Source organism: Rubritalea tangerina, from assembly GCF_042683245.1.
Classification (GTDB): domain Bacteria; phylum Verrucomicrobiota; class Verrucomicrobiia; order Verrucomicrobiales; family Akkermansiaceae; genus Rubritalea; species Rubritalea tangerina.
In genome coordinates, this window is the sequence record NZ_JBHUJB010000022.1 from 84,448 (window position 1) to 109,970 (window position 25,523).

The 25,523-nt window shown below is 51.5% G+C and carries 21 protein-coding genes; 8 read left to right on the plus strand and 13 right to left on the minus strand.

The window, feature by feature from the left end; all coding sequences use genetic code 11:
- Positions 1 to 611, plus strand: a 611-nt coding sequence (locus ACFSW8_RS05625) for an NUDIX hydrolase (protein ID WP_377177673.1), incomplete at its 5' end; no start/stop codon positions are given.
- 167 nt (positions 612 to 778) lie between these two features.
- Here the strand turns inward: ACFSW8_RS05625 and ACFSW8_RS05630 are convergent.
- From ACFSW8_RS05630 to ACFSW8_RS05650, 5 genes are all read right to left on the minus strand, one after another.
- Entirely contained in the window at positions 779 to 1,399 is a 621-nt protein-coding gene (locus ACFSW8_RS05630; protein WP_377086433.1) for a PEP-CTERM sorting domain-containing protein, read from the minus strand.
- Positions 1,400 to 1,520: 121 nt separating this feature from the next.
- Complete coding sequence (locus tag ACFSW8_RS05635; RefSeq protein WP_377086431.1) at positions 1,521 to 2,645, minus strand: substrate-binding domain-containing protein; 1,125 nt, start codon at positions 2,643 to 2,645, stop codon at positions 1,521 to 1,523.
- 9 nt (positions 2,646 to 2,654) lie between these two features.
- A complete protein-coding gene (locus ACFSW8_RS05640) occupies positions 2,655 to 5,306 on the minus strand; it encodes a GDSL-type esterase/lipase family protein (protein ID WP_377086429.1) in 2,652 nt (883 codons plus the stop codon).
- Positions 5,307 to 5,691: 385 nt separating this feature from the next.
- On the minus strand, positions 5,692 to 6,990 hold the full coding sequence (locus tag ACFSW8_RS05645; protein WP_377086427.1) for an argininosuccinate synthase: 1,299 nt from the start codon (positions 6,988 to 6,990) through the stop codon (positions 5,692 to 5,694).
- Positions 6,991 to 7,314: 324 nt separating this feature from the next.
- Positions 7,315 to 7,512 carry a hypothetical protein gene (locus ACFSW8_RS05650; protein ID WP_377177675.1) on the minus strand — a complete coding sequence of 66 codons (198 nt, stop codon included), beginning with the start codon at positions 7,510 to 7,512 and terminating at the stop codon, positions 7,315 to 7,317.
- 161 nt (positions 7,513 to 7,673) lie between these two features.
- On the opposite strand from ACFSW8_RS05650, the gene ACFSW8_RS05655 reads away from it, so the two are divergent.
- On the plus strand, positions 7,674 to 9,050 hold the full coding sequence (locus ACFSW8_RS05655) for a sulfatase family protein (RefSeq protein ID WP_377086423.1): 1,377 nt from the start codon (positions 7,674 to 7,676) through the stop codon (positions 9,048 to 9,050).
- Positions 9,051 to 9,119: 69 nt separating this feature from the next.
- Here ACFSW8_RS05655 and ACFSW8_RS05660 read toward each other — a convergent pair whose 3' ends face one another.
- Positions 9,120 to 11,723: an alkaline phosphatase D family protein gene (locus tag ACFSW8_RS05660; protein ID WP_377086421.1), complete on the minus strand. Its 2,604-nt coding sequence runs from the start codon at positions 11,721 to 11,723 to the stop codon at positions 9,120 to 9,122.
- A 79-nt stretch (positions 11,724 to 11,802) separates the two neighbouring features.
- On the opposite strand from ACFSW8_RS05660, the gene ACFSW8_RS05665 reads away from it, so the two are divergent.
- Positions 11,803 to 12,969: a helix-turn-helix domain-containing protein gene (locus tag ACFSW8_RS05665; RefSeq protein WP_377177677.1), complete on the plus strand. Its 1,167-nt coding sequence runs from the start codon at positions 11,803 to 11,805 to the stop codon at positions 12,967 to 12,969.
- 27 nt (positions 12,970 to 12,996) lie between these two features.
- On the opposite strand, the gene ACFSW8_RS05670 is transcribed toward ACFSW8_RS05665, so the two are convergent.
- The 4 genes from ACFSW8_RS05670 to ACFSW8_RS05685 all read right to left on the minus strand — a co-directional run bounded on the left by ACFSW8_RS05670 (position 12,997) and on the right by ACFSW8_RS05685 (position 18,331).
- The gene (locus ACFSW8_RS05670) at positions 12,997 to 14,865 is read right to left on the minus strand and encodes an InlB B-repeat-containing protein (protein WP_377086417.1); all 1,869 of its coding nucleotides are present in this window, start codon (positions 14,863 to 14,865) and stop codon (positions 12,997 to 12,999) included.
- 395 nt (positions 14,866 to 15,260) lie between these two features.
- A complete protein-coding gene (locus ACFSW8_RS05675; RefSeq protein WP_377086415.1) occupies positions 15,261 to 16,187 on the minus strand; it encodes an NAD-dependent epimerase/dehydratase family protein in 927 nt (308 codons plus the stop codon).
- A 23-nt stretch (positions 16,188 to 16,210) separates the two neighbouring features.
- The gene (locus ACFSW8_RS05680) at positions 16,211 to 17,332 is read right to left on the minus strand and encodes a phosphotransferase enzyme family protein (RefSeq protein WP_377086413.1); all 1,122 of its coding nucleotides are present in this window, start codon (positions 17,330 to 17,332) and stop codon (positions 16,211 to 16,213) included.
- An 84-nt stretch (positions 17,333 to 17,416) separates the two neighbouring features.
- A complete protein-coding gene (locus ACFSW8_RS05685; RefSeq protein ID WP_377086411.1) occupies positions 17,417 to 18,331 on the minus strand; it encodes a nucleotidyltransferase family protein in 915 nt (304 codons plus the stop codon).
- Positions 18,332 to 18,611: 280 nt separating this feature from the next.
- Between ACFSW8_RS05685 and ACFSW8_RS05690 the strand changes: the two genes are divergently transcribed.
- The 4 genes from ACFSW8_RS05690 (at position 18,612) to ACFSW8_RS05705 (ending at position 22,400) form a co-directional block, all read left to right on the plus strand.
- Entirely contained in the window at positions 18,612 to 19,634 is a 1,023-nt protein-coding gene (locus tag ACFSW8_RS05690) for a thiamine pyrophosphate-dependent dehydrogenase E1 component subunit alpha (protein WP_377086407.1), read from the plus strand.
- Between the two features lie 20 nt (positions 19,635 to 19,654).
- Positions 19,655 to 20,623, plus strand: coding sequence for an alpha-ketoacid dehydrogenase subunit beta (locus ACFSW8_RS05695; RefSeq protein ID WP_377086405.1), 969 nt, complete (start codon positions 19,655 to 19,657; stop codon positions 20,621 to 20,623).
- 15 nt (positions 20,624 to 20,638) lie between these two features.
- A complete protein-coding gene (locus ACFSW8_RS05700; RefSeq protein WP_377086404.1) occupies positions 20,639 to 21,862 on the plus strand; it encodes a dihydrolipoamide acetyltransferase family protein in 1,224 nt (407 codons plus the stop codon).
- A 172-nt stretch (positions 21,863 to 22,034) separates the two neighbouring features.
- Entirely contained in the window at positions 22,035 to 22,400 is a 366-nt protein-coding gene (locus ACFSW8_RS05705; protein ID WP_377086402.1) for a helix-turn-helix domain-containing protein, read from the plus strand.
- A gap of 96 nt (positions 22,401 to 22,496) precedes the next feature.
- On the opposite strand, the gene ACFSW8_RS05710 is transcribed toward ACFSW8_RS05705, so the two are convergent.
- Genes ACFSW8_RS05710 through ACFSW8_RS05720 form a run of 3 tightly spaced genes read right to left on the minus strand, consistent with a single transcriptional unit; the run spans position 22,497 to position 23,946 of the window.
- Entirely contained in the window at positions 22,497 to 22,922 is a 426-nt protein-coding gene (locus ACFSW8_RS05710) for a hypothetical protein (protein ID WP_377086400.1), read from the minus strand.
- 9 nt (positions 22,923 to 22,931) lie between these two features.
- The gene (gene dtd, locus ACFSW8_RS05715; RefSeq protein ID WP_377086398.1) at positions 22,932 to 23,384 is read right to left on the minus strand and encodes a D-aminoacyl-tRNA deacylase; all 453 of its coding nucleotides are present in this window, start codon (positions 23,382 to 23,384) and stop codon (positions 22,932 to 22,934) included.
- 1 nt (position 23,385) lies between these two features.
- Positions 23,386 to 23,946 (minus strand): YqgE/AlgH family protein, encoded by a 561-nt coding sequence (locus tag ACFSW8_RS05720; RefSeq protein WP_377177679.1) that lies wholly within the window; start codon positions 23,944 to 23,946, stop codon positions 23,386 to 23,388.
- A gap of 133 nt (positions 23,947 to 24,079) precedes the next feature.
- Here ACFSW8_RS05720 and ACFSW8_RS05725 point away from each other — a divergent pair, with 133 nt between their 5' ends.
- Positions 24,080 to 25,519, plus strand: coding sequence for an MATE family efflux transporter (locus ACFSW8_RS05725; protein ID WP_377086395.1), 1,440 nt, complete (start codon positions 24,080 to 24,082; stop codon positions 25,517 to 25,519).
- Positions 25,520 to 25,523 lie beyond the last annotated feature (4 nt).

Genomic DNA, 25,523 nt, shown 5'->3' on the forward strand with positions numbered 1-25,523 from the left:
ACAATGAAGCTCGACGGGGGAGCGGGCTGGGAATACTCATGGGGTGTATGATGCGCTTGATCCGATACTTATTTTTCAGCACAATGTTATTTTGTGGGGTGATAGAGGCGGCAGGTCCGGCGGGGATTGTATTGTATTTTAAGTCAGGTGAGGAGGTGTATTTGTTGCTCGCTGACGATGTGGTCGGACAACGTGGTTGGAGTGCATTTGGGGGCGGAGCAAATGAGGGGGAGAGTACAGAAGAGACAGCGGCCCGTGAAGCCTCTGAAGAAACACGCGGGTTTTACCAGAAAGCTGACTTGCTAGAATTGATTAGAGGGCAAAAGCCAGTGGTGTCTCATGGGTATACGATGTACTTTGCAGAGGTTCCATATGCGCCTGCAATACGGATCCAGCAACATCCGTTAGAGAATAAACTGGCGGTCTGGAATTATGAAAAGCGTTATTTTGCATGGGTGCCACTGAGTGATTTGGAGCGAGCCTTGAAGGATGAAGATCCGGCTCTCGACCCGCTTTATCTTCCGGCTAAGAGCCCTAAGAAGGAATATTGGAATGTGTGGCTGAGGAGTGTGAAGGCAGCGTATGCGCAGAAAGCGTGTCCGTGGCAGTGAGGTCCAGGGGGTGCCAAGATAAGATGTGCACGCGCGAGGTGTACGGACGCGCAGAAATAAACAAGCAACCACTCGGAGTCGAGTAGGTGCATTGAGCATTGGGTTGCCAAGAAAAAACCTCATACCCGAAGGTATGAGGAAGAACATAAAATACGAATGGAGCCTGTTTATCTTCTGCGGCGAAGCAGGAGGCTGAGGCCAGCAAGCCCAAGAAGAGCAGTTGAGCTCGGCTCAGGGACAGCTGTAGTGTTGATTTGGAGCGCGAAGTCGTTGCCTGAAAGTACAGAAGCAGTACCTGCGCCGGAGTCGATGAAACGGAATGCTTCACCGCCAGAACTCCCTAAAGTCCCTGGATCAGAACCAAAGGCGAGGCGGGCATTGCTAGTGGAACCGTCATCAAATTCAATGAGGTAGACAGTATTGTCATTGAGTGTGATCGCGTTAAGTCCACTGAAGGTGAATGTGGTGTTGTTTCCTAGAGAGACTGCTTGAGTGTCGGAAGATGCTAAGAGCGCACCTTGGTTCCAGTCTGTGTGGTCACCGCTGAGGTCAGCATAAATTCGGAGTGTGGCATTGAAGTCTTCTGTTCCACTTCCCGCGTTGGTTGCGCCTTGGAGAACAATCGTGTTCAAAATATTTTCCGCTCCGAGTATTCCAGTTGTAAAGCTCTGACCGAGATTGTCAGACTGACCTGAATTGTTGATTGGAAGAGTATCAAAAATGAGCGCGGCCTGAGAAGCGCCCATTGAAGCTACACCAATCACGGCAGCTGTAGTAAGTAGTTTCATATTGCTAGGGTATTGATAGAATTTGTGAGCTTTGATTCAAAGATCACGGCATATACATCATCATTGGGAGTGGATACTCTCCAATTAACATAGCCATGGTCGGTGTAAGCTCCCCACAGAGCTATTTTTTTACGCAGGTACCATCTTGAAGCCTAGGAGCCTTAGCTATTGTCTGTCCGTGGTAAAATTCAGGGACGAGCGATATCTCTCTCTGAGGAGAAACTTGTGTGTGCACGAGGTCCATGAGGGCTGGAAGGGCGGCCGGTACAATGGTATGCTCAGAAACTTTGTAGTGAGAAATGGGAGGGTATATATAGTCAGAGGTCTCAGCTGGGCGGAGGAGGACGATAGAGACGTGTTGGGGGACATCAATTTTGTGCTTAGCAAGCCAAGTCATGGCAAATAAGGCAAAGTGTGGGAGCGTACAGATGAGAGCAGTAGGGCTCGCCTTTTTGGCCTTTGAGTAGACTCTTGAAAAGAGCGTGTGAAGTTCGTCATTGTGGGAGCTCGCATTGAGTATGTAGGGGGTCTCGTTTGCCTCCAGTGCGTCTAGGAATGACTTTTCAGAATTATTTTCACCGACAAGATCTTCGCTGGATCGAAGTAAACCAAGGTGGCTATGTTTGAGTTTTCTCAGTGAATGTACGGCATGTGTGATCGCGGGTCCATTATCTATGTTGATAGCTCCGAGTTCGATATTGGGGGCTTTGTTGCCGAAGATAAATGCTGGCACTTGTTTGTTGGAAAACCAGACTTGTACTTTATCTGGCATGGAATGGAGTATCCAGGCAGAGGCCGATTGCTCGCCCAACCATTCTGCTAGATACTTTTCGGGCTCATTGAATGGTTTGTGTGGGATTGTTAAAATACGCAACTCACAAGATTGTTGTTCGAGGCGTTTTTGCAGCTCAATATAGAGGGTTTTGATAATATTGGGCAGGGTGTCGATCTCATCTCTGGTGAGCCAGATAATGCGTGCTTTATCTGATTTTTCAGAATGTGGAACATGCTGGGAACCATTAGGTAGGATGATTTTACGCCGCACGCCGCGTTGTCCATCTTCTATCAGTCCTAAAGATTGTATTTTGGGTAAGGCTCTTCTTAAGGTACTACGGCTGACATTCAGTTGTTCGCAGAGCAGGCGTTCCTGTGGCAGGGCATCTTTCCAGCGGCCACTGAGAATGCCGTCACGGATGAGTTCAATTGTTTGAGCGAGTACTGATAGGCGTTGGGCGCGATACGGCATAGTGGCTGGTTATTGAGTCGAAACTTCGACTTTGTAGAAGGCTTTCGTGTGAGACGATGTGTCTTTTAGCAAAAGGAGCGAGCCATTACCAGAAAGAGGTCCGTCGACGATGGACCATGGGTCTTGGGTGCCAAGGTCTGAAGATCGATATAGGCTATAGTTGCGTTGTAGCGAGCTATTGATTGTTAGTGTGGTTGTAGTCCCTACTTTGGTGAGTGCTTGGAGGGTTAGTTGAGAGGCTGGGTTAGTTGGTATAGTGTCGGCTAAGTATTCTTCTAGGTTGCTGCGCGAGTCACCATCAGCATTGGGGTGAGTCGAAGTGAGGTGACCAAAATGTTGGTATTCCCAAGCATCTGACAGTCCATCATTGTCGCTATCAGCACCAGGAGGTAAGTAGAGTCCTCCTTGATCGTAGCGCACATAATCGATTTCGACATCATAGTTGTCGCCAAAGCCACCGCTGGTGTAGTCGCCCATGAAGAAGCGGCTTTCAGATGCATAGGAATCGTAGGCGACGCCGTCCATGTTGGTGAGTCGTACGCCGTCACGGAACACGTGATACTTGCCAGCTGAGCTGTCATTGAGCACGCGGAATGTGTGGAATGCTCCGTCGGTGTTGTTGTGGTAGGTCGTAAAGTTTTGGCTACCGTAGTCGTTGGTTTTATCTCCGTGGATTTCGATGTAAATACGCCCATTACCAGTGCCGATCCAGAGAAAGTAGCCATTCGGGTTGGCGTGGAATTTTAGGCGAGTTTCCCAAGTCCAGTCTCCCTTGTGGATATCTGCCCAGCCAGTGTTAGTTCCCGCGATCCATGAATCACTGCCATTGATATGGGTGTGGCGCAGGTTGGTTTCATCGGTGGCGAGGCCCTCAGTCGTGTCACTGCCTTTATGTTCGGTCCAATTGTTGATATAGTTAGAGCCATTGTAGATAGCATTGCCTTCGAAGTTGTGGCTGAAGGTTGTGGATGAACTTTCGATATGTGGTGGGGTCACAGGTGCCGCAGGTAGAGGTGACTCTGTCAGGCCGAGTGAGGCAGCCACAAGGTCTCCAATGTGTGCTTCGCCAAGGGCATTTGGGTGAAGTCGGTCGTAGGCCATCGTAGATGGGGTGAAACCAGATGCGGCATCGACAATCCAGACCGGAGAGGTGGTAGACTCGGCATTTTTCGTTTCTGCTAGACTGACAAGGTAGCCATTGAGTTCGTCGATTTTTGTACTTTCCCAGCTCAGGCCGCGATCGGTAGGGAGTACGAGGTTGAGGTGGATGTGGACATTGGGGTTGGCTGCACGGAGTTGGTCGATCATGAGAGAAATGTCCGCATTTGCCTGCACTGCATCGTACGGCCAATCGCCTAGGTCATTGATGCCGATGAGCATGACCACTGTGTCTGGCGTGTAAGTGGTTCCTGTATTACCTGTGCCCGATGCGGTTGGATCTGGGTAGGCGACTTTGTTACCAAGGCTGTTGAGGTCATATTCTTGGGGGCTTGCTTGGTTCGTCCAATTGAGGATGGTGCCTTCTCCTCGGTTGGCACTGCGGCGGTTGCTAGGAAGTGCCTTGCGACCATTGAGCCAGAATGCCCTCCATCCATAGTGGCCCTCATGGACGTTCTCAAAGCTTTGACCATTGATGTCGGGAGTTGTTAGGGTGGAGTTGTTGTAGGGACCAGTGACAGAACCCACAAACTTGTAGCCAGTGGAGGCGTTGTTCGGCACTGATTTGAGTGCGAGGTGAGCAAAGACGTTGTAACGGTAGGATGGATGATCCCCATTGCCTCCTTGGGTGATAGAGTCACCGATGAAGGCAAGCATACCGTAGTGTCGACTGACGGCACCAGCGTCCAGAAGAGCGAGGGCGGCTCTCTCTCCAGTAACGAGCTTGGCATCTTTATTGGTATGAATTCCATTGTACAGGTAGGCGTTCAGATCGAGATTTGAGACGAAGCTCACTTCCGCATTTGCAGCTGCTATTGCGATGTGTTGGGAGTGAAGGGTGTCGGCAACACTATTGTTCGTAGCTGCGCCGCTGATGACAGTGTGTATGGCACTCGCATTCGGGAGGTCGGCTCGGAGGTTTGCTATTAGCTCCATGATTCTTGTGCCAGCAGTTGGAGCCTCTGTGGGCGAATCATTTTCACCTTGCTGATAGATTAAGCCGCAGATTTCATAGGTGTGACCCTGCTGGGTGAGCGTGGTAGTTGCCGCTGTCACTGAGTCTATGAGCTGGCTATACATATAGCCCGCTGCTCCACCTTTGATCCATGCTGAATTTCCAAGAGGCTCTGCGCTGGTGACTTTGATGATGGCCGCATTTTTGACTCCAGCTCTGTATAGGGTACGTCCCATCTGTATCTCTGGACCCCAGTGGGTGGTGTTATTCAGAATAAAGTTGCCTTGTTGACTTTGCAGTGAGGTAAGTCCATCAGATGAGGTGCCAATGGTGGTTGTGGCGCTGGCGCGATTGTTCCAAAAAAATTGGATGCTTTGATCTGCTGGGTCAGAGCCCGGGCTGGTGTCATTTTCCCCACTTGCCGTCATACCTAGCGCATTGCTATCTCCCGTAAGTAGGATGACTTTGTAATGCCCAGCCTTGCTTGTTAGGGGAGTTGTGAAGGCGAGTGAAAGAATCAGAGAGAGAGTTTTGAAGTGGCACATCATAATGAAGTAATGGGCACATTTATAGGATTGCTGGCCTTCTAATCTGAGGTGAAAACGCAGGTTTCAATTTGAAGCCAATGAGATTAGGAACAATTAAGTCAAGTAGGGGGGCTACTTGACTTTTTTCAAGGCGTCGTTGTTAAGACCTTTGATGTCAATGAAGGCTGAAAGGGACTAGAAGCAGCGAGTTCTTCAGACTTCTTCTGGATGGTTTAGTAGGGGGGCGGCAAAAGCTTTACTTAGACTTTCTTGTTCTTAGGTTTCGAGGGCTACGTAGATTGCTTGAGCCTGTGCTCGGATCCCGCGCAAGAGTTTTCACTGGATACAAAAAAGCACCGGCTCATTTGAACGCGGCGCTTTTGATAGAATAGTTTGTTAGGCTACTTTAGCCTTGGTCTTTTTGACGGGCGGTAGCCTTGAGGCGGAGGGCATTGAGAGCGATGAAGCCGGTGGCGTCGTTTTGGTTGTAAGCTTCTTCTTTGCCTTCTTCTGCGCCTTCCATGGATGCCACATCTTCGTCGTAGAGTGAGAGTGGTGAACGGCGGCCAGCCTGCATGCAGTTGCCTTTGTAAAGTTTGAGACGGACTTCACCAGTGACGGTGCGCTGGGTGGAAGTGATCAGGTCTTGGATGGCTTCACGTTCAGGAGCGAACCAGAAGCCGTTGTAGATGAGTTGTGCGTACTTGGGCATGAGGCTATCGCGCACGGCTTGAGCTTCACGGTCGACAGTGAGAGTTTCAAGGTCTTGGTGGGCAGCAAGGAGAATGGTACCACCTGGAGTTTCGTACACGCCGCGAGATTTCATACCGACGAAGCGGTTTTCGACGAGGTCGACACGGCCGATACCGTGTTTGCCACCGAGGGCGTTGAGCACGCGCATTACTCCGTATGGGTTGAGAAGGGTGTAGCCGTCTTGCTCGCCAGTCGGAGTCACGTCACCGAGTTCTGTAATGAGCTCGGAGAGGCCTTCAGTTTGGAGGCCGATGACATTGCCTTTTTCAAAGAGGAACTGGACGTACTGAGGAGTGTCAGGAGCGTCTTCGGGAGACACTGAGAGGACGTACATGTCTTTGTCGTCTTCGCCAGTGGCGTCGTGCCAGACATCTTCCATGGCGCCAGCTTCGAAGGAGATGTGAAGCAAGTTACGGTCCATGGAGTATGGCTTTTTCATTGAGGCTTTGACTGGGATGTTGTTTTCCTCTGCGTAGGCGATCATTTCGGCACGGCCAGGGAACTGGGCACGGAATTCGTCATCACGCCATGGGGCAATCATTTTGATGTTAGGAGCTAGAGCAGCGACGGAGAGTTCGAAGCGTACTTGGTCATTTCCTTTACCAGTGGCACCGTGTGCGATGGCGTCGGCCCCTTCCGCAATGGCGACATCGACCATACCCTTAGAGATACATGGGCGCGCGATGGAGGTACCTAGTAGGTAACGGCCTTCATAGAGAGCGTTGCCCTGGAACATTGGGAAAATGTAGTTTTCAGCGAAGTCTTCCTTGAGGTCGCCGATGTAGCACTTGGAGGCACCTGTGGCGAGGGCTTTGGCTTCTAGGCCGTCGAGTTCTTCAGCTTGGCCGACATCCGCACAGTAGGCGATGATTTCTGCGTTGTACTTGTCCTTGAGCCACTTCAGTAGGACTGAAGTGTCGAGGCCACCAGAGTAGGCTACTACGATTTTCATAATGCTTTGGTTAAAAGTGAGGAAGGTGCGTGCTGGGCACGCGTTTGATTCTGCTGCGCACCTAAGCAGGGAATGGGGGGATGAGCAAGCGGAATAGAACTAGTCAGGCAAAGCGTATTCTGGAGTGTGCCAGGATGTTTATGGTGTGCGCCATAGGATTCTGAGCCAGTATTCAGGCTGCCATGGCGCTTGTCACTCGAGCCTTCATTGTGGGTGTTATCAAAGGTGTAATGAGTGATCAGCGCAACGGGGACTGTGACGGAGTTTAAGAAACAAAAAAACTCACATGGGCTCGCCATGTGAGTGAGAAAGGAGGGGACGGGCTTAGTCAGACTCCGCTTCAGGGTCAGCACCTGTGAGCCATAGGAAGGCTCCAACGAGGGCCATAGCTCCGCGGATGACCCAAGCCATTGTTGGGCCGAAAGCATCAATCCACATTAGGAGGATAAATTCGCGGTCAGCAAAGTGGAGTACGGCAGAGCCGACTCCTAGGAAGAACATGAGGGATCCAATTCTCTTCATAGTAGTTAGTTTTTGTTAGTTAAACGACGCAATACAATTGCGGGAGGTAAGCAGAGACGCACTTATTTAACATTCCTTGACAATACAAATGTTTAAAACAGCATAGTCATGGTGGGGTTTTGGCTTGAAAGATGGGGGGATGGGGGGCGTAGATGGGAGTTATGTATAGAAGTATTCTGAGTGGGTTGGTGGCAATATTGGGTCAAGTAGTGGCGGAGCCTATGAATATTATTGCGGTGGTGACGGACGATCAGTCACTATGGTCGGTGGGGTGTTATGGGCAGTCTGACATTGAGACGCCTCACATGGACAGTTTGGCGAGGGATGGAGCTAAATTTACGAATGCCTTTGTCAATGCGCCGGTTTGTTCACCGAGTCGTGCGACTTATTTGACTGGGCGTCATGCCAGTGAGTTAGAGATCACGGATTGGTTGACTGGGGGGCAGTCGAAGAAGTTAGGTTTGAGTAAGAAGTTTGTGAGTTGGCCTGAGGTATTGCGTAGGAAAGGTTATACGACGGGCTTAGTTGGGAAGTGGCATTTGGGGAGTGCGGATGCTTACAAGCCGGGTGCGAATGGTTTTGATTATTTTGTGGGCAATCTATCCGGTGGATGGTCGCCAAAGAAGAATGTCTTTGTAAACCAGCATGGAGAGATGAAGGAATACCCAGGTTTCAGCGTGGATATCACCACAGATTTGGCTCTGGATTTTATAGAAGAGCAAAAGGAAGAACCATTTGCACTTCTAGTGCACTACCGGGAGCCGCATGCCCCTTATGGACCGATGCCTCAGCAAGACGAGGAGAAGACGAAGGGCTTAAAGCCAAAGCTTCCCGATTATCCGGGGCTCAAGCCACACACACAGAAGCTGATGCGGGATTACTTGACGGCAGTGGCATCGGTGGATCGGAATTTGGGGCGGATTATAGATAAAGTAGAAGAGCTGGGGCTGAGTGAGAACACGGTTGTGATGTTCACGAGTGACCATGGCTACAATATGGGGCATCATGGGTTGAGATTTAAGGGGAATGGCTACTGGCTGGTGGAGGGTAAGAATGGTTGTCGCCCTAATATGTATGAGAGTTCACTACGTGTTCCATTGTTAGTGAAGTGGCCAAAGGTGGTGAAGCCAGGAACAGTGATTGAGGCCGAGACGGCGAATGTGGACACTTTTGCTTCAGTGTTAGGGATGCTAGGAGTGAAGGAGGTACCCAAGAATCAAGGGTATGATTTTAGTAAGTTATTACGTGGTGAGAAGGTAGATAGCTGGCGCGAGGGGGTGTTTGGGCAATACCACATGGTCAATGATGCGAAGCATTCGATGCGGATGTGGCGCAAGGATGGGTGGAAGTTGGTGCGTCATTATCGCGTTGATGGGAAGGACGAGCTTTACCACCTGAAAAAAGACCCTAGTGAGGCGCGCAATCTCTATGGAAATGCTGAGTACGCGCGGATTCAAAAGGAACTGCAGAGCGAGCTTGATGCGAAGATGGAGGCGCTGGGGGACGATCCTAGTATGAAGCCCGTTCAGGCGAGATAATAGTGTTGTTACGATGTGCAAATGAAGAGGCTCACAGTCAGGCGACCGTGAGCCTTTTTTGCCAGAGGACTATTGGGCTTGAGCTTTAAGCCCTTGTTGGATGTGCCAGGTTTCGGCGTCGGGGTCTCCTACACGCAGGGTGTAAAGTGAGGAGGTATCAAAGACGCGTGGTTTAAAAGTATCACCGGAGGGGCGGATCGTGTATTCGATTTCTCCGTTTGTATCGTTGATGACTTGAACGACGGGTGAGTTTCCGAGTGAGACGGTGGGGAGGAAGCCTTTGGCTGATTTGTTGTAGTTATCGGTTTGTTTGATGGTAAGTGGCCAACCTGCGTAGGGGCGTCCTTCATCGCCTTGGCCACCGGGGGCGGCGTAGGCAGGCCAGGCGGCTAGGGTAATATCGTGGGTCTCTCTATGGAAGGTAATGACGCCGTAGCCAGGGTTTCGATCGTAGTAGGAATGGGGCTGGCGTTTCTGTTGTTTTTGAGGGTTGGCAGCGGCAAGCATGGTGAATTTATTGCCGTGACCATCGAGGAACTTGCCACAGTAGTGCTTGGGGTCGAAGGAGAAGCCCTCGCCGTTGAGCTTGCCGATGAAGGTCTCGTCTAGAATGCCTGGTTTTTTGGGCATCCAGAGGCGGGACCAGCCGGTGGCGGCAGCGGGGACACAGAAGGCCACACTGCCAGAGTCGTGTTCTTCAATTCCGTAGCGGATCATTGAACCGAGGTGTTGGTCACCTGTGACATGGGGAGCGAATGCTTTGCGCATAATGTGTACGGCACGATCGCGGGCCACAGCTGGCCAGCCATTGGCGTCCATATCGTGGGAAGGGATTTGAGCGTTCTTTGGCCACGCACCAGCTTCTGGGAAATTTTTGTCATCGTAGCGGTCCCATGGGTGTTTGATATTGAGTCCATTGGTGGCAGCGGTGGTGAAGGCGGTTTGGCTTACGACACATTTCATCCAAGTTTGATCGGACCAATCGGCGGCCCAAGTTTCGAGGAATTGTTCTTGGCGTTTACCGAGGAGTTCAGCGTGGGCACTATCTTTGCGGATTTGGCTGGCATTGCTTGCGTAGTCGGGGTCTTTGAAGAAGCCGTTATAGACTTCTTGGTTGTGGTGGATGTTCTTTGGGGCGGATTTCCATTTGCGATCTTCGAGGACGGCGAATGAGACACCCGCGTAGCGGACATCCGTGTAGTAGGTTTCGATGGCTTGTTTTACGGGGGCTTGGTCGGGTGATGGGGGGAGGTGGCCGCATTGGGATTTCTGGACGAGATTGACGAATTGGGGGTACATTTTATAGCCACCTGAGTCTTGTTGGTTTGCTGCACCTGACTGTGTCATGTCGGCGGCTTTGCCAGCTTCTCCCCAGATGTTACCGTGAAAGACATCATGGTCGTCGTTGATGGTCATGCTAGCGGTGTTGGCGAGGAGGTCACGGAAGGCGAGACCATGGAGAAACCAGTGTTGAAAGTAGTTGAGACGGGCGTCCTCATAAGGGCCAAAGATGCAGCCATAACCTCCAGCGCCCTCGTAGAGTTGGTCGCCTGTGAAGGCGAGAATATGAGGCTTACTTTTTTTCATGTTAGAGACCGAGTCTGCATAGGGGAAGCCCGTCCAGAACATGCAGTTGAATGAGCCGAGCGTGACGTTGGATTGTTTAGGCTCGGCCATGATGGTTCCAGGGTAATGGTGGGTGTAGGTTTTCCCATCGAAGCCGGTACCCAGCCAAGTGACCCGGTATGGGGTGGTGGTAGACGTGTCCCAGTCGGGCACGGTGAAGAGTGCTGTGCTGGAGGGTTGGTGGTAAGTGGCCGCGGCTATTTTGCGCCACGCGCCATCTTGTTGGACCTCTAAGTTGATGGCATCTGTATATTTGATATCGAGAGGTGGGAGTTGGACATTCATCCGCAGTGTGTCGGATGAGGTGAGAAATTGGTTGAACGCAATGGGGCCAAATTGGCGTTCTGGGGTGGCAGTAATGGCATTGCCATTCATTGTTAGTTCATCAAACCAATGGGCGAGTTGGCCATTTTTGTTGCCTTTATTGTCGTCGAATTTGTTGTTTTTGAGGGAGCCGTTGTGTGAGGTGAGCGCAAACATCCCGGTGATTTGCTGTTGGGGGACTTTGGTCGTGATAGAGTGTTCTTGAGTGGCTGTTTTTGCGGTGAGGACGAGTGTGAGGTCTGCGCCTGATGGAATAGCTTCGAGGGTGAGGGTGACAAGGTCTTGGGTGGTTAATTGAGGGGCATTGTCCTTGATTTGATCGATGAAGAGCCTGCCATCAGCTGTGATGCCGGCGGCTGTGCCTCGGCAGGTCATCGCTTGGTTTTCCCATGTTTTGGCGTGCGTCCACTGGCCTCTGAGACCTAGCTTGAAGCCCCCCCAGCCGGTCTTGTTCGCCGATGGTTTTTGGAGGATGCCTAGTTTGGTGCTTAGCTTGAATGTTTGGCTGGCGTCGATGGCATGGCTGGTGACTACGGCGGAGCGATTGCCTCCGGGCTGAACGACTTCGATACGGCCATTTTTCTGAGCCCAGTCACGGTAGGAGTTTTGCCAGAAATGTCTGCCGATCCATTGTTGTTCGACGGAGTCCGACCAATTGAGTGTGATTTCTTTGGCTTGTAGACTGAGTGGGAGAAGCGTGAGAAGTGGCAATAGTTTCATCATATTGGGAGTGTGATACTGTGGGCTGGTGGCAAAAAAAACAGATTGATGAATTTTAGCTGAATGTTACGAGTATTAGCGCATGAAGAGGGAATTACCTGTCATTTTATGTTTATTGTCATCGCGGTACGAGATGCCTTACCGGTTTTTGGATGCCTTGATTGAGTTACCGGATATTGGGCGTCGTTATTCGATGGTGAGCATCCCATTCAGTGCGCATGATGATCCATTTCCTGAGATTGAGTCACTAGCATTTGAGGGGGTAGTGATTGCCTGTCCCCTGAGCGAGGAGGTCGTAGGGCCGCTCTTGAATAGAGGGGTGCCAGTGGTCAATTTGGCATCGGAGGCTCACGCGTCTATTCACTCGGTGGCTTTATCTGATAGAGCATTGGCCGATGAGGTGGTACGTCACGCCTGCTATGGGGGCTTCGAGAAGGTGGTGTTTCTCTACACGACCTCTTTGCGGGAGTCTTCAGAGCCTGTGTTAGAATCGTTCTTGGAGGCTTGTACTGAGGCGGGGTGTGATTTTGATGCACTGGGGGTGGAGGAAAAACCTTTTGAGGTTTCAACTGACAGGTGGGTGGAAGCGCACCCTGAGTTCATGAAACAGCTGGGTAGCGAAGAGAAGAGAACGCTTTATTACACCTTCCACGATGGGAGAGCGTTGTTAGTGGTAGAGTTGTGCCAGAGGCTGGGCATCGATGTTCCTGGGGCTGTTGGGGTGCTAGGGAGGGGTGACACGCTACAGGTGCGCTTTGCACCCATGGGGGTGAGCTCGGTTGCAATGCCTTGGTTTAGGATGGCCCAGAGTGCTATTGATCTCATTGATCGTGGTTTGACTGATGGGCAAAGGGTGCGGTTGAAGCCTGGTCGTGTGGTCCTGAGGGCTTCGACGGTACATGGGAAAGAGGATGTGGGAGAGTTGATGGAGAAGGTGGCACGTCTGGTGGAGCAAGGCTCTCAGGAAGAGCTCAGTGTTGAGGATTTGGCGAGAGCAGCAGGAGTCTCGAGGAGTACTTTGGAGAGACGTTATTTTGATGTTCATGGGGAATTGCCGTCGGTAGCTCTGAGGAGGGGGAAGTTGCAACGGGGGGCTCAATTACTTAAGGAGACGAATATGACGGTGGAAGGTGTGGCTCATGCGGTTGGCTATGCCTCTGTAAGGGCGTTCAGTGTTGCCTTTCAAAAAGAATATACTGTGAGTCCTGGACGTTGGAGGCGCACTCTTCCATTGTCATTCACAGGATAAGGGTGAGCTTCGGAGGAGTGTCTTCACTCAGGGGTTGCTAGTTACTGTGCAGCGGAAGAACGATTGCTGTAGTTCTATCGGGAGTAAGTAGCTGACCCACTGGATGGTACCGTCGTCACTGAATGAGGGTGGAGTTGTGTTGACTGTCCAATTCTCATCACAGAGTTGAGAGCAGCTTTCTAGGTGGTAACTTACATCTAGAGAGCCGTGGTTGAGCGGACGACGGAAAGAGAATTGGAGCATTGTCGTACCCTCGACTTGTACGACTTGGAGGTGGGTCGCTGCATGTGCTGGGTCTTTTTGGTTAGGGTCGAGTCCGAAGACCATTTCTTCAAAATTGGAGAAGCCATCACCATCTTCGTCGGCGTTGGGGGAAGTACTACCAGCGTTGTCGAAATGTGTGCGTTCCCAAGCATCATTGAGGGAGTTGCCGTCGTAATCATTGAGTTGATAGTTTGCGGTCACCTCTGTGGCATTGTTAGGCATCGTGAATTGGGTGTTTGTGGCCTGAGCGTTGGCAAAGCTGCCTCCAGCGGAGCTGCTCCAGTAGGCGAAATGGTAGCCAGCGGGAGCTGTGTTGGCGATAATGTGTGCTACTTGCCCATGTTCTAAGGTGGCGGAGCCTGAGCCGTCGATAACGGTGAGAGCGAAGGTGCTAGTTTGGGCGTGTTCTTCAGAGTTTGGCGTTATCCCTACGAGCTCTCGCGTGTCTGCAAACAGGTCCACTTTAGCGGGGTTTTCGTTTTCGGAGTCGTAGGTTTCATTTGGAAGACTGAGGATGTAATCACGCGGTCTCTGGCCAAACCAATGTTCGAAGTAGTCGGCATAGCTATGGATGACTTGGCGGTCGTATCCTGGTTGTGCTGCGTAGTTGGCGACGACGTCGTGCATGGCGTCTTCAAAAGTGACGGGGCCAGATGGATCGACTTTGAAGCGTGTGGCAAGTGGTTCGTTGCGAATTTCTTCCCACCAAGTTTCTTCGTCGGAATTGGGCCACATTCCTTTGTAGTCGGTGACTTCGAAGCCGGAAGCAATTTTTTTGCCATGCGCATTGGCATGGTTGATGATGGGGGGGAGCCATTGATGAACAACTGAGAGGTCATCGTTGTATGACATATAGGCACCGTGATCGATGATTTCCATAATGTGCTCGTTCATGGGTTTGGTAGAACCATTCCAAGTGATATTTTGGTTTCTCCATTTCGGTCGAAGTGCTTGGGAAATGAGAAGGCCGGTGGCGTTGGAATCGATCCAGTCCTGGGCGATTTTCATGGTGTCGAGTAGGTCGTCATAGACTGTCGTGTCGCCCGGTTCTTGGTCGAGGTGCAAACCAGCGAGCGGGCTATCTGGGTAGCTTAGGTTGAAGTTGTGCACTGCCTGAGCCATGCGCTTGATAGCCTGTTTGTTACTTGATTGCGTCATGCGCGCATCATTCGGGTCGTCCCAGAGGTAGGTCATGAGCCAGACTTGGATACCTCGACGCTTGGCTTCGGCGACGAAGCTTGCGAATGCGGTTTCATTGGGGATACGTGGTGTGGTGGCGTCAAAGTCAGTTTGATCCCACTCCCAAACGCCATTGAAGAAATAGAGCACGCGAATTGACTTATTTTGGCAGAAATCAAACAAGAGGTCTTGTGAGCCTTTATAGTTTTCAAAGAAGCGGTCTTGGGCATTGCGTGGGGTGGATGGTGTGGGATCCCACGAGCGGTTTTCAGTTTTTGTACCCGTCATCGAGACTGGGCTCCAAACCCACATGGCTCTGCGTTCTGGGCAATCAAAGAGGTCCCAATCTTCACCGCCATTCCACTCGGCAGCACGTGTTGTGTAGCCTAGAAGTAGAGAGCATAGTACCAGGGCGCTGAGGAGGTAAGCTGCATTGAGGCATGTATTGCTCAATGTTTTCCCCCCGTTGCGTCTCAGAAAAGTGATGGATTCCGCGTAGATCGTGCTATGGATTTTGTAGGGGGGCAGGTTTAGAAAGGCGAATCAGTCCTAGGATTTTATACGACAGGAGCAATACGAACTTCCTCTAGTTGGTCTGGGGGAATCTGGTCGTAGATAGTAGGCGAGAGGGAGGAGTTACGTCAAACTATCGATTTTTGTGATAGTTTGTAACATTTAAATAGTCAGTCGCTTCTCAATATTTTATTTGCTGGGGAGGAGGGCTAGGTCGAGGAGTTTTTTTTCGAACCAGTGTATCGAGGAGAGGGGGCGATGAGCGGAGGGGGAAAGAAAAAAGGGCTCATGGAGTGACTCCATGAACCCTTTTGGTGTAGAGTGTGTTCAGTGGCTTAGGCGCCGACTTTTTCCTTAAAGAATTCGAAGGTGGCGGCGAGGCCTTCTTCGAGGGTGTGCTGAGGTTTCCAGCCCGCGGCACGGAGTTTTTCTGAAGACGCACGCGAGTGTTTCACATCGCCTGCACGCTCAGGGCCGTGGATGAGCTTGGACTCAGTCGCTGCGGTATCGAGGATATTATTTGCGAGGTCGTTGATGGTGATTTGGCCACCGTAGCCAGCATTGAAGGTACCGTGCACGCCTTCGGTAGTAGCAGCAAAGACAAGAGCGCCGACGATATCTTTCACATAGATAAAGTCACGGGTTTGTTCGCCGTCGCCGTGGACTGTGATGTCCTCACCTTTGACTGCCTTTTCAATGAAGATGGGCACTGCAGCGGCGTAGGCTCCTTGTGGGTCTTGGCGTGGGCCGAAGACATTGAAGAAACGGATAGAAGTGGTCTCAAGTTTGCCGAGTGTGCGGAACATCTCGAGGTAGTACTCCCCATCGAGCTTGGTGATTGCGTAGGGGCTCTTTGGCTCTGGGTACATGGTCTCGAGCTTCGGGACCGTCGGGTTATCGCCGTAGTTTGCGGCAGAAGAGGCAAAGACGAGTTTTTTGACGCCTGCATCGGATGCTTCTTCAAGGACGTTGAGTAAGCCGTTGACATTGATTTCCACACATTCGCTGATTTTGCTCATGGATTCAGGAACGGAGACCATGGCAGCCATGTGGAAGATATAATCGACGCCTTCGACGGCTTTTTTCACGAGTTCGCGGTCGGTGATAGACCCTTCGATGAAGGTGCAATCGAGTCCGTCGAGGTTGTGTTTGTAGCCTGTGCGGAGGTTATCGAGCACGCGGATTTCCTCAGCTTTCCCTTGGAAATGTTCGACGATGTGGGAGCCGATGAAGCCGGCGCCGCCAGTGACGAGAATTTTCATAATTGGAAGAATGGGGTGATTAGTTAGACTGAGTACTTTTGTACGAGAGCTTCCATTTCGCCCATTTGTTGGTCGATGGATTCGACGAGAGCGATTTGTGTACGGGTGCGGTCGATGTTATGGCCGTCGCGGTGGATTTTGAAGTAGACATCGCCCATGAGGTAGTCGGCAAGGAAGCGAGTACCACATTCGAGCGTGAGGAGTTTCCCTGCGAATGGAAGGAGTTCACGTTCTTTGTCGGTGAGGAAGGCATTGGCGCTGGAGAGGTAGCCTTTCACTAGAGCGTCGAACATGTGCATGCGCATGGTGACCTTGGAGACGTCTTTTTCATCTTCGGCAGCTGGTGAAGTGGCTGTGCGAACCATGTCACCAAAGTCGTAGACAGCGGAGCCATTCATTGTGGTGTCGAGGTCGATCACGCAGATGCCTTCACCAGTGACGTCGTCGAGCATGACGTTGTTGAGTTTGGTGTCGTTGTGGGTGACACGCACTGGGATTTCACCCGCTTCGAGCATGTCGACCACTTTGCTGCCTTCGTCGACGCGAGCCATGAACCATTCGATTTCTTTGGCGACGTCTTTGGCACGGTTGTGTTCATCTTTCTCGATGGCTTCGATCAGCGTTTGGAAGCGCACCTTTGTATTGTGGAAATTAGGGATTGTTTCGAAGAGTGGCTCACCACCGAGGTCAGCACCCAACTTTTGGAATTCGCCGAATGCTTTCGCAGCAGCGACACATTGGTCAGTGCTGGTGATGGTGTCGTAGGTGCGTGCGCGTTCGATGAACGGGTAGGTACGCCACACTGAGCCGTCTTTATCGACAGCATAGGGTTTGCCTTCAGTAGACTTGATACAAGTGAGGGTGCGGCGGTGTGCTTCAGGGTTCCCTTCTTCTACGAGTTTATTGAAGGCGTGGTCGGTGACGCGGCCGACGTTTTCCATCAACTTGACTGGTTCTTTGAAGACATTCTCAGCGAGGCGTTGGTGGATGTATCGGATACGCTGGCCAGCTTGGTCGTAGTAGGCGCAGTAGGTATCGTTGATATGTCCTGAGCCGTATGGGTGGCCGTGAACGAGGTCGGCTCTCATATCGAAGAGCGATGCGACGTGGGTGAGATCGTGCTTATTTTCTGTAGGTGCAGCCATATTAGTTATGTGTGTTGGATTTGCTAAAGGAACATGAAAAAAGGCGGTCTCATTGAAGACCGCCTTAGGGAAGGGATATGCGGTTTAGCCCCAGAGGTCAGCTGGGTATTCACCGTCTTCAACGAGCTTGGTGATGCTTGCTACGCACATGTCTTTATCTTGTGGGTAGGTGACACCGAACCAGGAGCTGGAAGTTTCAAGGATATTGCAGTCCGCTTTGCCAGACTTGAGCATTTCGTCGACTACAGTAGGGATGTAGCACTCAGATTTCATTTCGGTGCCACGCTCTTTAAGGAACTCGATGAAGTGTGTTTCGAGGTCTTTCATGAGGCTTGGTGGGAAGCCCCAGAAGTTCATGGAAGCGATAGAGTTGACTGAGAGTTCGACGCGCTCACCGGAAAGGTTTTCACCGCGGCAGATACCATCGGCTTCAACTTCGATATCAAGGTGTTCTTCGACATTGCTGAGGAAGCCGTCGACGTCGGTGCAGATGCCACGGTTGACGTTACCGTGGTCGGAGAGGGTATTTTCGAGTTTGTACCCAACCATGCAGTAATGGTCGACACCGTCGGTGGACTTGGCAGTTTCATCGAAGTAGGAAGTGATTTGTTTGAAGGAATCACTGCCGTAGAAGTCGTCTGCATTGATGACGGCGAATGGAGTGGGCATGATGTTACGCGCGGCGAGGATGGCGTGTGTGGTACCCCATGGTTTAGTGCGGCCCTCTGGAAGGGTGAAGCCTTCTGGGAGGTCGTTAAGGTCTTGGTAGGCGTAGTCGACTTCGATCTTATCTGCGAACTTGCTACCAATTTGTTCCTTGAATTCGCTAGCGAAGTCTTCACGGATGATGAAAACGACGCGGCCGAAGCCTGCACGGATGGCGTCGTAGACTGAGTAGTCGAGAACAGTTTCACCATTCGGTCCCATTGGGTCCATTTGCTTGAGGCCACCATAGCGGCTGCCCATACCAGCAGCGAGAACGAGGAGTGTTGGTTTCATAAGATATAATTGATTCTGGGTAAAATTTTAGTGGGGTCTCTAGATGTGCTAGAACGAAGTGTCGGGGTTATGGTCGGAATTAACAAAATCGACAATCAAAAAGTCGCACTTGTTAAAAACTAGTCTATTTCGTCAAGGTGGGTGTGGGGCGGGTGGAGGTGATGGTAATGACAGAGGCTAAAGGGGGCTTGGCTTCAAACAATTAGCATTTCTTAAGAAAAAAATTGGGAAGTTCAGAAACCTGTTGCTAGATCAAGTCTCGTGTTTATAGACTCCCGATGTGACGGAGCAAGAGAGCAGCACGGCAGCATCAACACCTGACAAAGATTTCACACGTGAAATCTATCGCTCTATGTTGAGGGGGCGGGTGATTGAGACGAAGTTGAGTAACTTGTACAAGGCGGGAAAGATAGTGGGGGGAGTCTATTTGGGCAAGGGGCAGGAGGCTGTGTCGGCTGCGTTAGGCACATCATTGGAGTGGGGCAAAGATGTTTTTGCACCTTTGATTCGCGACCAAGCTGGTCGGATGGCATTTGGGGAGGACCCACTTGACACGACGCGTACGTATTTGGGATCAGCGAAAGGGCCGATGCGGGGGAGAGATGGAAACATTCACCGTGGGAGGCCAGCGGATGGGCTCTTGGCGATGATCAGCCATTTGGGGGCAGCAGTAGCACAAGTGGGTGGCGCATTGTTAGCGAAAAGGCTGAAGGGGGAGTTAGATGGTTGTGTTGGAGCGACCTGTATTGGTGATGGGGCGACCTCGACTGGAGCATTTCACGAGGGGTTAAATTTTGTAGCGGTTGAGCGTTTACCGATGGTTGTGGTAGTTGCGGACAATCAGTTTGCGTATTCGACGCCGACGGAGAAGCAATATGCTTGTGACGACCTAGTGGATCGGGCTCAGGGGTATGGAGTAGCAGGTCACTCAGTAGATGGGACGGATTTGTTTGCTTGTGCAGAGGTGATTGGCAATGCCGTAGCTGCAGCACGGGCTGGAGGGGGGCCTCAATTGGTGGTGGCAAAATTGTTGCGACTCACAGGTCATGGTGAGCACGATGATGGTTCCTATGTGCCGCAGGAGGTGAGGGACGGGCGCTACGGGCGCGACTGTATTGAAGTGGGCAAAGCCCAGTTGATAGAGAGAGGTTGGTTGAGTGAGGAGGAATACGGGCAGTGGTTGGAGGAGATCAATGAGGAAGCCCAGTCAGCGGTGGCGACGGCGCAACGAGAAGATGGGCCGAACCCGTATCAGGAAGAATGGACAGCGATTTCGAGTCCTAGTTTAGGAGGGCTCCAGTAGAGAGTTATATAGAGTAGAGCATGGCTGTTACATATATTGACGCGATTCGAGATGCGCAAGAAAAGGCGCTAGCAGACAACCCCAAGGTTTTCCTCTACGGACAGGACATTGGTAAGTTTGGTGGTGCATTTAAGGCGACAAAGGGGCTGCAAGAGCAGTGGCCAGATCGTGTGATTGACTCACCCATTAGTGAGGATGCCATGATTGGTATGGCAGTGGGGGCTGCGATTGAGGGGATGCGGCCGATTGTTGAGATGCAATTTGCTGACTTTTCATCGGTTGCTTTCAACCAGATTGTCAATCAGGCGGCGACGCATTATTACCGTACGGGAGTGCCAGTGCCATTGGTGGTACGGATGCCGTCAGGAGGGACACCTGGATCTGGACCATTTCACAGTCAGAGCATGGAGAGCATCTATGCGCACTATCCAGGAACGGTGGTCGTGACTCCGGCGACTGTTGCAGATGCTTATTCGATGTTACTGCAGGCGGTGGATTTGGATGATCCAGTGATTTACTGTGAGCATAAATTTCTGTACCGCTGGTTAAAGAGCGAGAACTACGAGGGGGATGATTTGCCTATTGGCAAGGCGCGTATCACGCGTAGTGGGAAGCATGCTACTGTGGTGACATACAGTGCGATGGTACATGAAGCCGTTCGAGCGGCTGACATGTTATACCAAGAAGGTGGTTGGGAGATTGAAGTGGTCGATTTACGATCTGTGAAGCCATTAGACACCGACACGGTGGTGGCATCGGTAGCGCGCACAGGGCGTTTGCTCGCGCTTGGTGAGGCCTTTCCATGGGGAGGGGTTACCGCTGAAGTGGTGAGTCGCGTGTGTGCGGACGGGTTTCATTTGTTGGATGCGCCTCCGATGCGCCTGAATGCCAAGGACACACCAGTGCCCTACCACCCTAAGTTATGGGCGATGCACCGTCCGACGCCTGAGTCGATTTGTGCCGCGTTACGAAACCTCCTTGCTTATTAAAGAACGAATTTAGCTATGCCTGAAGTACCAATAGTTATGCCTCAACTGGGCGAGTCAATTGCGGAAGCCACCATTGTGAAGTTCAATGTTAGAGTGGGTGACGTAGTGAGTGCTGATGAAGATTTGATCGAGGTGGAGACAAACAAGGCGACAATGAGTGTGCCGACACTCTGTGGAGGTGTGATCAAGGAGCTGTGTGCTGAGGAGGGAGAGAGCTATGCAGTGGGGAGTGTGTTGGGAGTGATTGATGTCACCGAAGAGGAGATTGCGCGCACCGGTGTGAGCACTGTGGAAGAAGCTCAAGGGGCTGAGGGAACCGCCGAGGAGGCGGAAGAGGCCAACCTGCATTTTAAGACTGAGGGCGGTGGTTATTTTGAGCCGAAAGCGGTCGAGCCCAATGTTCAGGGCTTGCCTGTGCCCATGGGGAAGAAGGGGGCTCATTACATCTCTCCGCGGATGCGTGCACGGATGAACGAGCTGGGTCTACAGGCAGCAGATATCTCTGCAGTCAATGGCAGTGGGGCGGGTGGTCGTGTGACGGTAGAGGACTTAGAAAAATTTCTGGATTATATCAGCTCTTGGCCGTCTTCTTCGGCATCGCCGATGCGCTTGGCTGTGGCTGATGCGATGCGTAGGTCGTGGACGCGGCCATTGGCATCAGTGGGGCGTCCGATAGTGATGGATAAGTTGTTAGCGCATCGTTCGGCGCAGCAGCCCAAGCCAGGCCTGACCTTGTATGTGTTGAGGGCATTTGCATTGGCTTTAGCTGAGTATCCTGAAGCGGCTGGGTATTTGATTGGTGGTAAGATTGTGCATCCGAGGGCATTTGATATTGGTCTGGCGGTACAGGTGGATGATGGAGTGATGGTGCCTGTGGTTCGCGATGTTGATACGAAGACTGTGCGTGATTTGACTAATGACTATGCGAAGTTGGTAGAGTTAGCGCGGGCTCGTAAGTTGACTGAGGAGCATACTCGTGGAGGCATTGCCACGGTGACGAATTTTGGAACCTTTGGGCTGACCTGGGGGACGCCTATTCCTTTGCCGAATGAGACTTTGATCCTAGGAATTAGTGCTGGTGTGAAGAAGCCTGTATGGTCAGATGAGGTCGGAGCATTCATTCCAGTGGTGGAGGCTGAGCTCAATTTGACATTTGATCACCGGGTGATTGATGGTGGTGACGCGGGCCGAGTTCTTAACAGGGTAGCAGAATTGCTAGAAAACCCTTCAAGTTTATAGGGTGGTTGAGCTTCAATTGATTAGGTGTGGGTAAAAATAATACGACTGTTGAAATTTATTTCTGGCCGAGTCCGAATTCATACTCTATCCTACTGTTCAATCTCATGAAATCCATGCTTGTATAGCGACGGGTTGCATGAAATGAAGCACTAAGAACCCAGAGAACAAGCATATGAAGGAATCAAAGTCCCCCAAAGGTACAGAGCTCAGCAAGCCATTGCTGAAGCGCTTGACCGACTACATGTGGGGGAAATTGCATTCTCCAATCTATGTAGAGGATCTAGCGTCAGAGTCGAATATGTCGACATTTCACTTTGCCCGCAGTTTTAAGAAGACGACGGGTCACTCGCCGCACAAGTATTTGACAACGATGCGCTTGGAGAAAGCGTTGACTTTGATGCCTAAGGACGACTTGTCTCTGGCGGATGTGGCATCTGAGAGTGGTTTTTCAGACCAGGCACATTTCACTCGGGTCTTCAAAAAGAAGATGGGGGTTACGCCTGCAGCGTACAGGCGCAAGCTCAAGAAGTCAGCCTAAACTGGGAGTGAATCAGTGTTAGAGAGCAGGACTCCGGAATGAGACTCCGGAGTTTTTTTGTGTCTATGCATGGGAGGGAATGAGATTCTCACCACACTAGAGTTCTTGGCTGAGTGCGTCGAGCCGCCGGGTTTGTTCATCGACGAGGAAGATTGAGCGTTTGAAGTCGATGAGTGACTCAAGTTTTTTTGCTTCTTCGCGCGAGCGCTCATCGATTTCGAGGGTCATTTTACCCATTTCGACACCAGGGATTTGTTCGACGAGGGCTGGGTTGGAGATGCGAAGGATGATGCTTCGGAGTTTCCACCAGCGTTTTTTGAGTTCGACGTGTTCGATATCTCCGTAGTTGAGGGTGATTTGTTCGACATCTTGTTGGCCGCCGCGGAAGACGTTTCCTTTGAGGCGCCAATCGAGTTCGATGGAGTCGGCGAGGAAGCGAACTTTTCCTTCGACGGCATTTTTTCCGAGGTGGTCGCTGGCGGGGATTTGGAATTGGATGGCGATTGGGTTGTTCGTGAGCATGAGGTATGGTTATTCGCGGTTCTTGCTGTCTATGAGGATGGTGACGGGGCCGTCGTTGACGAGAGCGACCTGCATTTCTGCGCCAAACTGACCTGATTGGCAGGGTTGCTTGATGAGGTCACCGAGTTGTAGCATGAATTGTTGGTACATGGGTTGCGCTTGTTCTGGGCGGGCAGCGCGGATGTAGGAAGGGCGGTTCCCTTTTTTGGTATTGGCGTGGAGAGTGAATTGGGAAACGACGAGAGCAGCCCCATTGATATCTGTGATGGAGCGGTTCATGAGGCCATTTTCATCGGAGAAGATCCGTAAGCGCGCAATTTTGCCTGTGAGCCAATCGATGTCTTCTTGGGTGTCATCGGTTTCGACCCCGAGCAGGATGAGGAAACCTTGGGAGATTTCTCCGATGATGTTGCCTTCTACTGTGACGGAGGCTGAGCTGACGCGCTGGATGACGGCTCTCATATTAGTTTAGAAATGGGTTATCAGGGGTGAGCGAGATAATGTGATGGAAGGGGGATAGTTCCCGAAGTGTGGCGGCCCAGAGGTTTTCATCATCACTTGATGAGAGTGTGAGCATAGAGGAAAAGGCGGTGAACCAGGCATGTTTCTCTAGTTCTTCATGGAGTTGTCCTTCAGCCCAGCTGGAGTGGCCGACGAATGCGCGGACGAGTTTGCCACTTTTGCTGATGGCATTGGTGGCCATTTCAGCGCTGAGTGGGTATTGGCAGCGGATGCCGGATTTGTGTGCGCTGAAGCAAATAAAGTGGAGTTGGTCGCTGGCAACTGGTCCACCGTGGTAGACGGGGAGGTTTGCGAGTTTGGAAAAGGCATCGGAGGAGATCAGGTCCTTTACGGTTTTTCCGGTGGGGTGGTTGAGGATGACGCCGAGTGAGCCTTCGTCCTGGTGGTGTTCGATCATGAAGACGACACTTTTATCAAAGCACCCATCGCGGAGGGCGGGGTCAGAGACGAGGAGGTTGTTGGTGAGTTTTTCCTCAGGGACAGCATTCTTGGGTGTCAGCATAATCTGGGTGCAAGTTAGTGCGAGAATGGTGTGTGGGAAAGTGTGATTTCGCAAATTCTTTTCAGCTATCGGTTTGAATTGTCGGCATATGGGAGTAAAGCTTTGGAGCTGACCTGTTGGGGCTGCATTCATTATGAGTAATACTGCGAATCAAATAGAACCACCATCGGGGCGTGAGGCTCCGGTTGAATTGGGTGGGATGCTCGCAGGCTTGTCATTACCGAAGCAGATTCTGACCTTAGCACTGTGGCCCTTTTTGCAAAATGTGATGGGGACGATGGTGAGTTTTGCTGATCGGATCATCGCTGGTCAGACGATTGCGGATTCGTTGCAGAACCATGTATTTAACGCAATGGGGTTGGCGATGTATGTTGCGTGGCTGATGATGATTTTGCAGGGGGCGATAGCGACGGGGGCGCAGGCATTGGTTTCTCGAGCTTTTGGGGCTCACGATGAAGAACTTACTGAGAAAGGGACAGCCCAGTCGTTGATTCTTGGGGTGATTAGTGGGGTATTGTCTGGGGTCTTGATATGGAGTGTGGCTCCGGTGTTGACTCGTTTTTTTGGTCTGGAGGGGCTGTCTGCGGAATACGCCATTCAGTATTTGAGGATTATTTCTTATTCGGCGCCTCTGAGTGGGGTGCTTTTTGTGGCGAATGCTTGTTTGCGTGCGGGTGGGGATACGAAGACGCCTTTTGTCGCCATGACGGTCGTCAATGTGGTGAATGTGGTGCTCAGCATCTGGTTTATGAACGGCTTGATGCCGCCTGACGAGATGGGGATAGCAGGGCTGGCGTGGGGGACATTTGGCGGGTGGGCTGTAGGTGCTGTTTTGATCATCTGGACCTTATTGCCCCATTCGAAGTCTCAGCCAGTCGTGGCATTGAGGACTTCGTATCTGAGTTGGGATTGGGCGGTGGGCCAGCGCATTGTCAGGGTTGGTTTACCTCAGTTAGTTGAGATTATTGGCATGTGGTCGATTCATGCATTTGGTGTGTGGATGGTAGCCAACCGCTTGTCTTCCTCGGACGCGATTGGAGCGCACGGGATGGTCGTGCAGATTGAATCGATTAGTTTCATGCCAGGCTTTGCGCTGGGGATGGCGGCATCGACTTTGGCGGGGCAGTATTTGGGAGCACAATCGAAGGAGGGAGCGGTGCACGCAGTACGCATGTGTTGGTACGTGGCAATGGTTGTGATGGGGGTGATCGGGATCGGTTTGGTGATCTTTGCGCCTCAGTTGGTGGCGGTGATGAGTTCGGATGGTGGACCGCAGGCTGCGATGGCGATTGAGGTGATTCGCTATGTTGGCTGGGTTCAGCCATTTTTTGCGACCGCCATGGTCATGAAGATGTCGATGCGGGGAGCTGGTGCGACTGTAATTGTGATGGTCTTTTCCTTTGGAATTATGGCCTTATTTCGAGTGGGCCTTCTCTATGGAGCGTTCCAGTATTTTGGTGAGTCCATGACCTTGACTAAGGTTTGGTGGATCATGATGCTAGACTTGATTGTGCAGGCAGTCGTTTTTGTGGGCGTACACGTACGCGGCAAGTGGTTAGAGGCTGAGGTATAATAGC

Bases quoted from the DNA above. Each gene is read 5' to 3' on its own strand.
- ACFSW8_RS05630 (WP_377086433.1), bottom strand. From the start codon at position 1,399: ATGAAACTACTTACTACAGCTGCCGTGATTGGTGTAGCTTCAATGGGC.
- ACFSW8_RS05635 (WP_377086431.1), bottom strand. From the start codon at position 2,645: ATGCCGTATCGCGCCCAACGCCTATCAGTACTCGCTCAAACAATTGAA.
- ACFSW8_RS05640 (WP_377086429.1), bottom strand. From the start codon at position 5,306: ATGATGTGCCACTTCAAAACTCTCTCTCTGATTCTTTCACTCGCCTTC.
- ACFSW8_RS05645 (WP_377086427.1), bottom strand. From the start codon at position 6,990: ATGAAAATCGTAGTAGCCTACTCTGGTGGCCTCGACACTTCAGTCCTA.
- ACFSW8_RS05650 (WP_377177675.1), bottom strand. From the start codon at position 7,512: ATGAAGAGAATTGGATCCCTCATGTTCTTCCTAGGAGTCGGCTCTGCC.
- ACFSW8_RS05655 (WP_377086423.1), top strand. From the start codon at position 7,674: ATGTATAGAAGTATTCTGAGTGGGTTGGTGGCAATATTGGGTCAAGTA.
- ACFSW8_RS05660 (WP_377086421.1), bottom strand. From the start codon at position 11,723: ATGATGAAACTATTGCCACTTCTCACGCTTCTCCCACTCAGTCTACAA.
- ACFSW8_RS05665 (WP_377177677.1), top strand. From the start codon at position 11,803: ATGAAGAGGGAATTACCTGTCATTTTATGTTTATTGTCATCGCGGTAC.
- ACFSW8_RS05675 (WP_377086415.1), bottom strand. From the start codon at position 16,187: ATGAAAATTCTCGTCACTGGCGGCGCCGGCTTCATCGGCTCCCACATC.
- ACFSW8_RS05680 (WP_377086413.1), bottom strand. From the start codon at position 17,332: ATGGCTGCACCTACAGAAAATAAGCACGATCTCACCCACGTCGCATCG.
- ACFSW8_RS05685 (WP_377086411.1), bottom strand. From the start codon at position 18,331: ATGAAACCAACACTCCTCGTTCTCGCTGCTGGTATGGGCAGCCGCTAT.
- ACFSW8_RS05695 (WP_377086405.1), top strand. From the start codon at position 19,655: ATGGCTGTTACATATATTGACGCGATTCGAGATGCGCAAGAAAAGGCG.
- ACFSW8_RS05700 (WP_377086404.1), top strand. From the start codon at position 20,639: ATGCCTGAAGTACCAATAGTTATGCCTCAACTGGGCGAGTCAATTGCG.
- ACFSW8_RS05705 (WP_377086402.1), top strand. From the start codon at position 22,035: ATGAAGGAATCAAAGTCCCCCAAAGGTACAGAGCTCAGCAAGCCATTG.
- ACFSW8_RS05710 (WP_377086400.1), bottom strand. From the start codon at position 22,922: ATGCTCACGAACAACCCAATCGCCATCCAATTCCAAATCCCCGCCAGC.
- dtd (WP_377086398.1), bottom strand. From the start codon at position 23,384: ATGAGAGCCGTCATCCAGCGCGTCAGCTCAGCCTCCGTCACAGTAGAA.
- ACFSW8_RS05720 (WP_377177679.1), bottom strand. From the start codon at position 23,946: ATGCTGACACCCAAGAATGCTGTCCCTGAGGAAAAACTCACCAACAAC.
- ACFSW8_RS05725 (WP_377086395.1), top strand. From the start codon at position 24,080: ATGAGTAATACTGCGAATCAAATAGAACCACCATCGGGGCGTGAGGCT.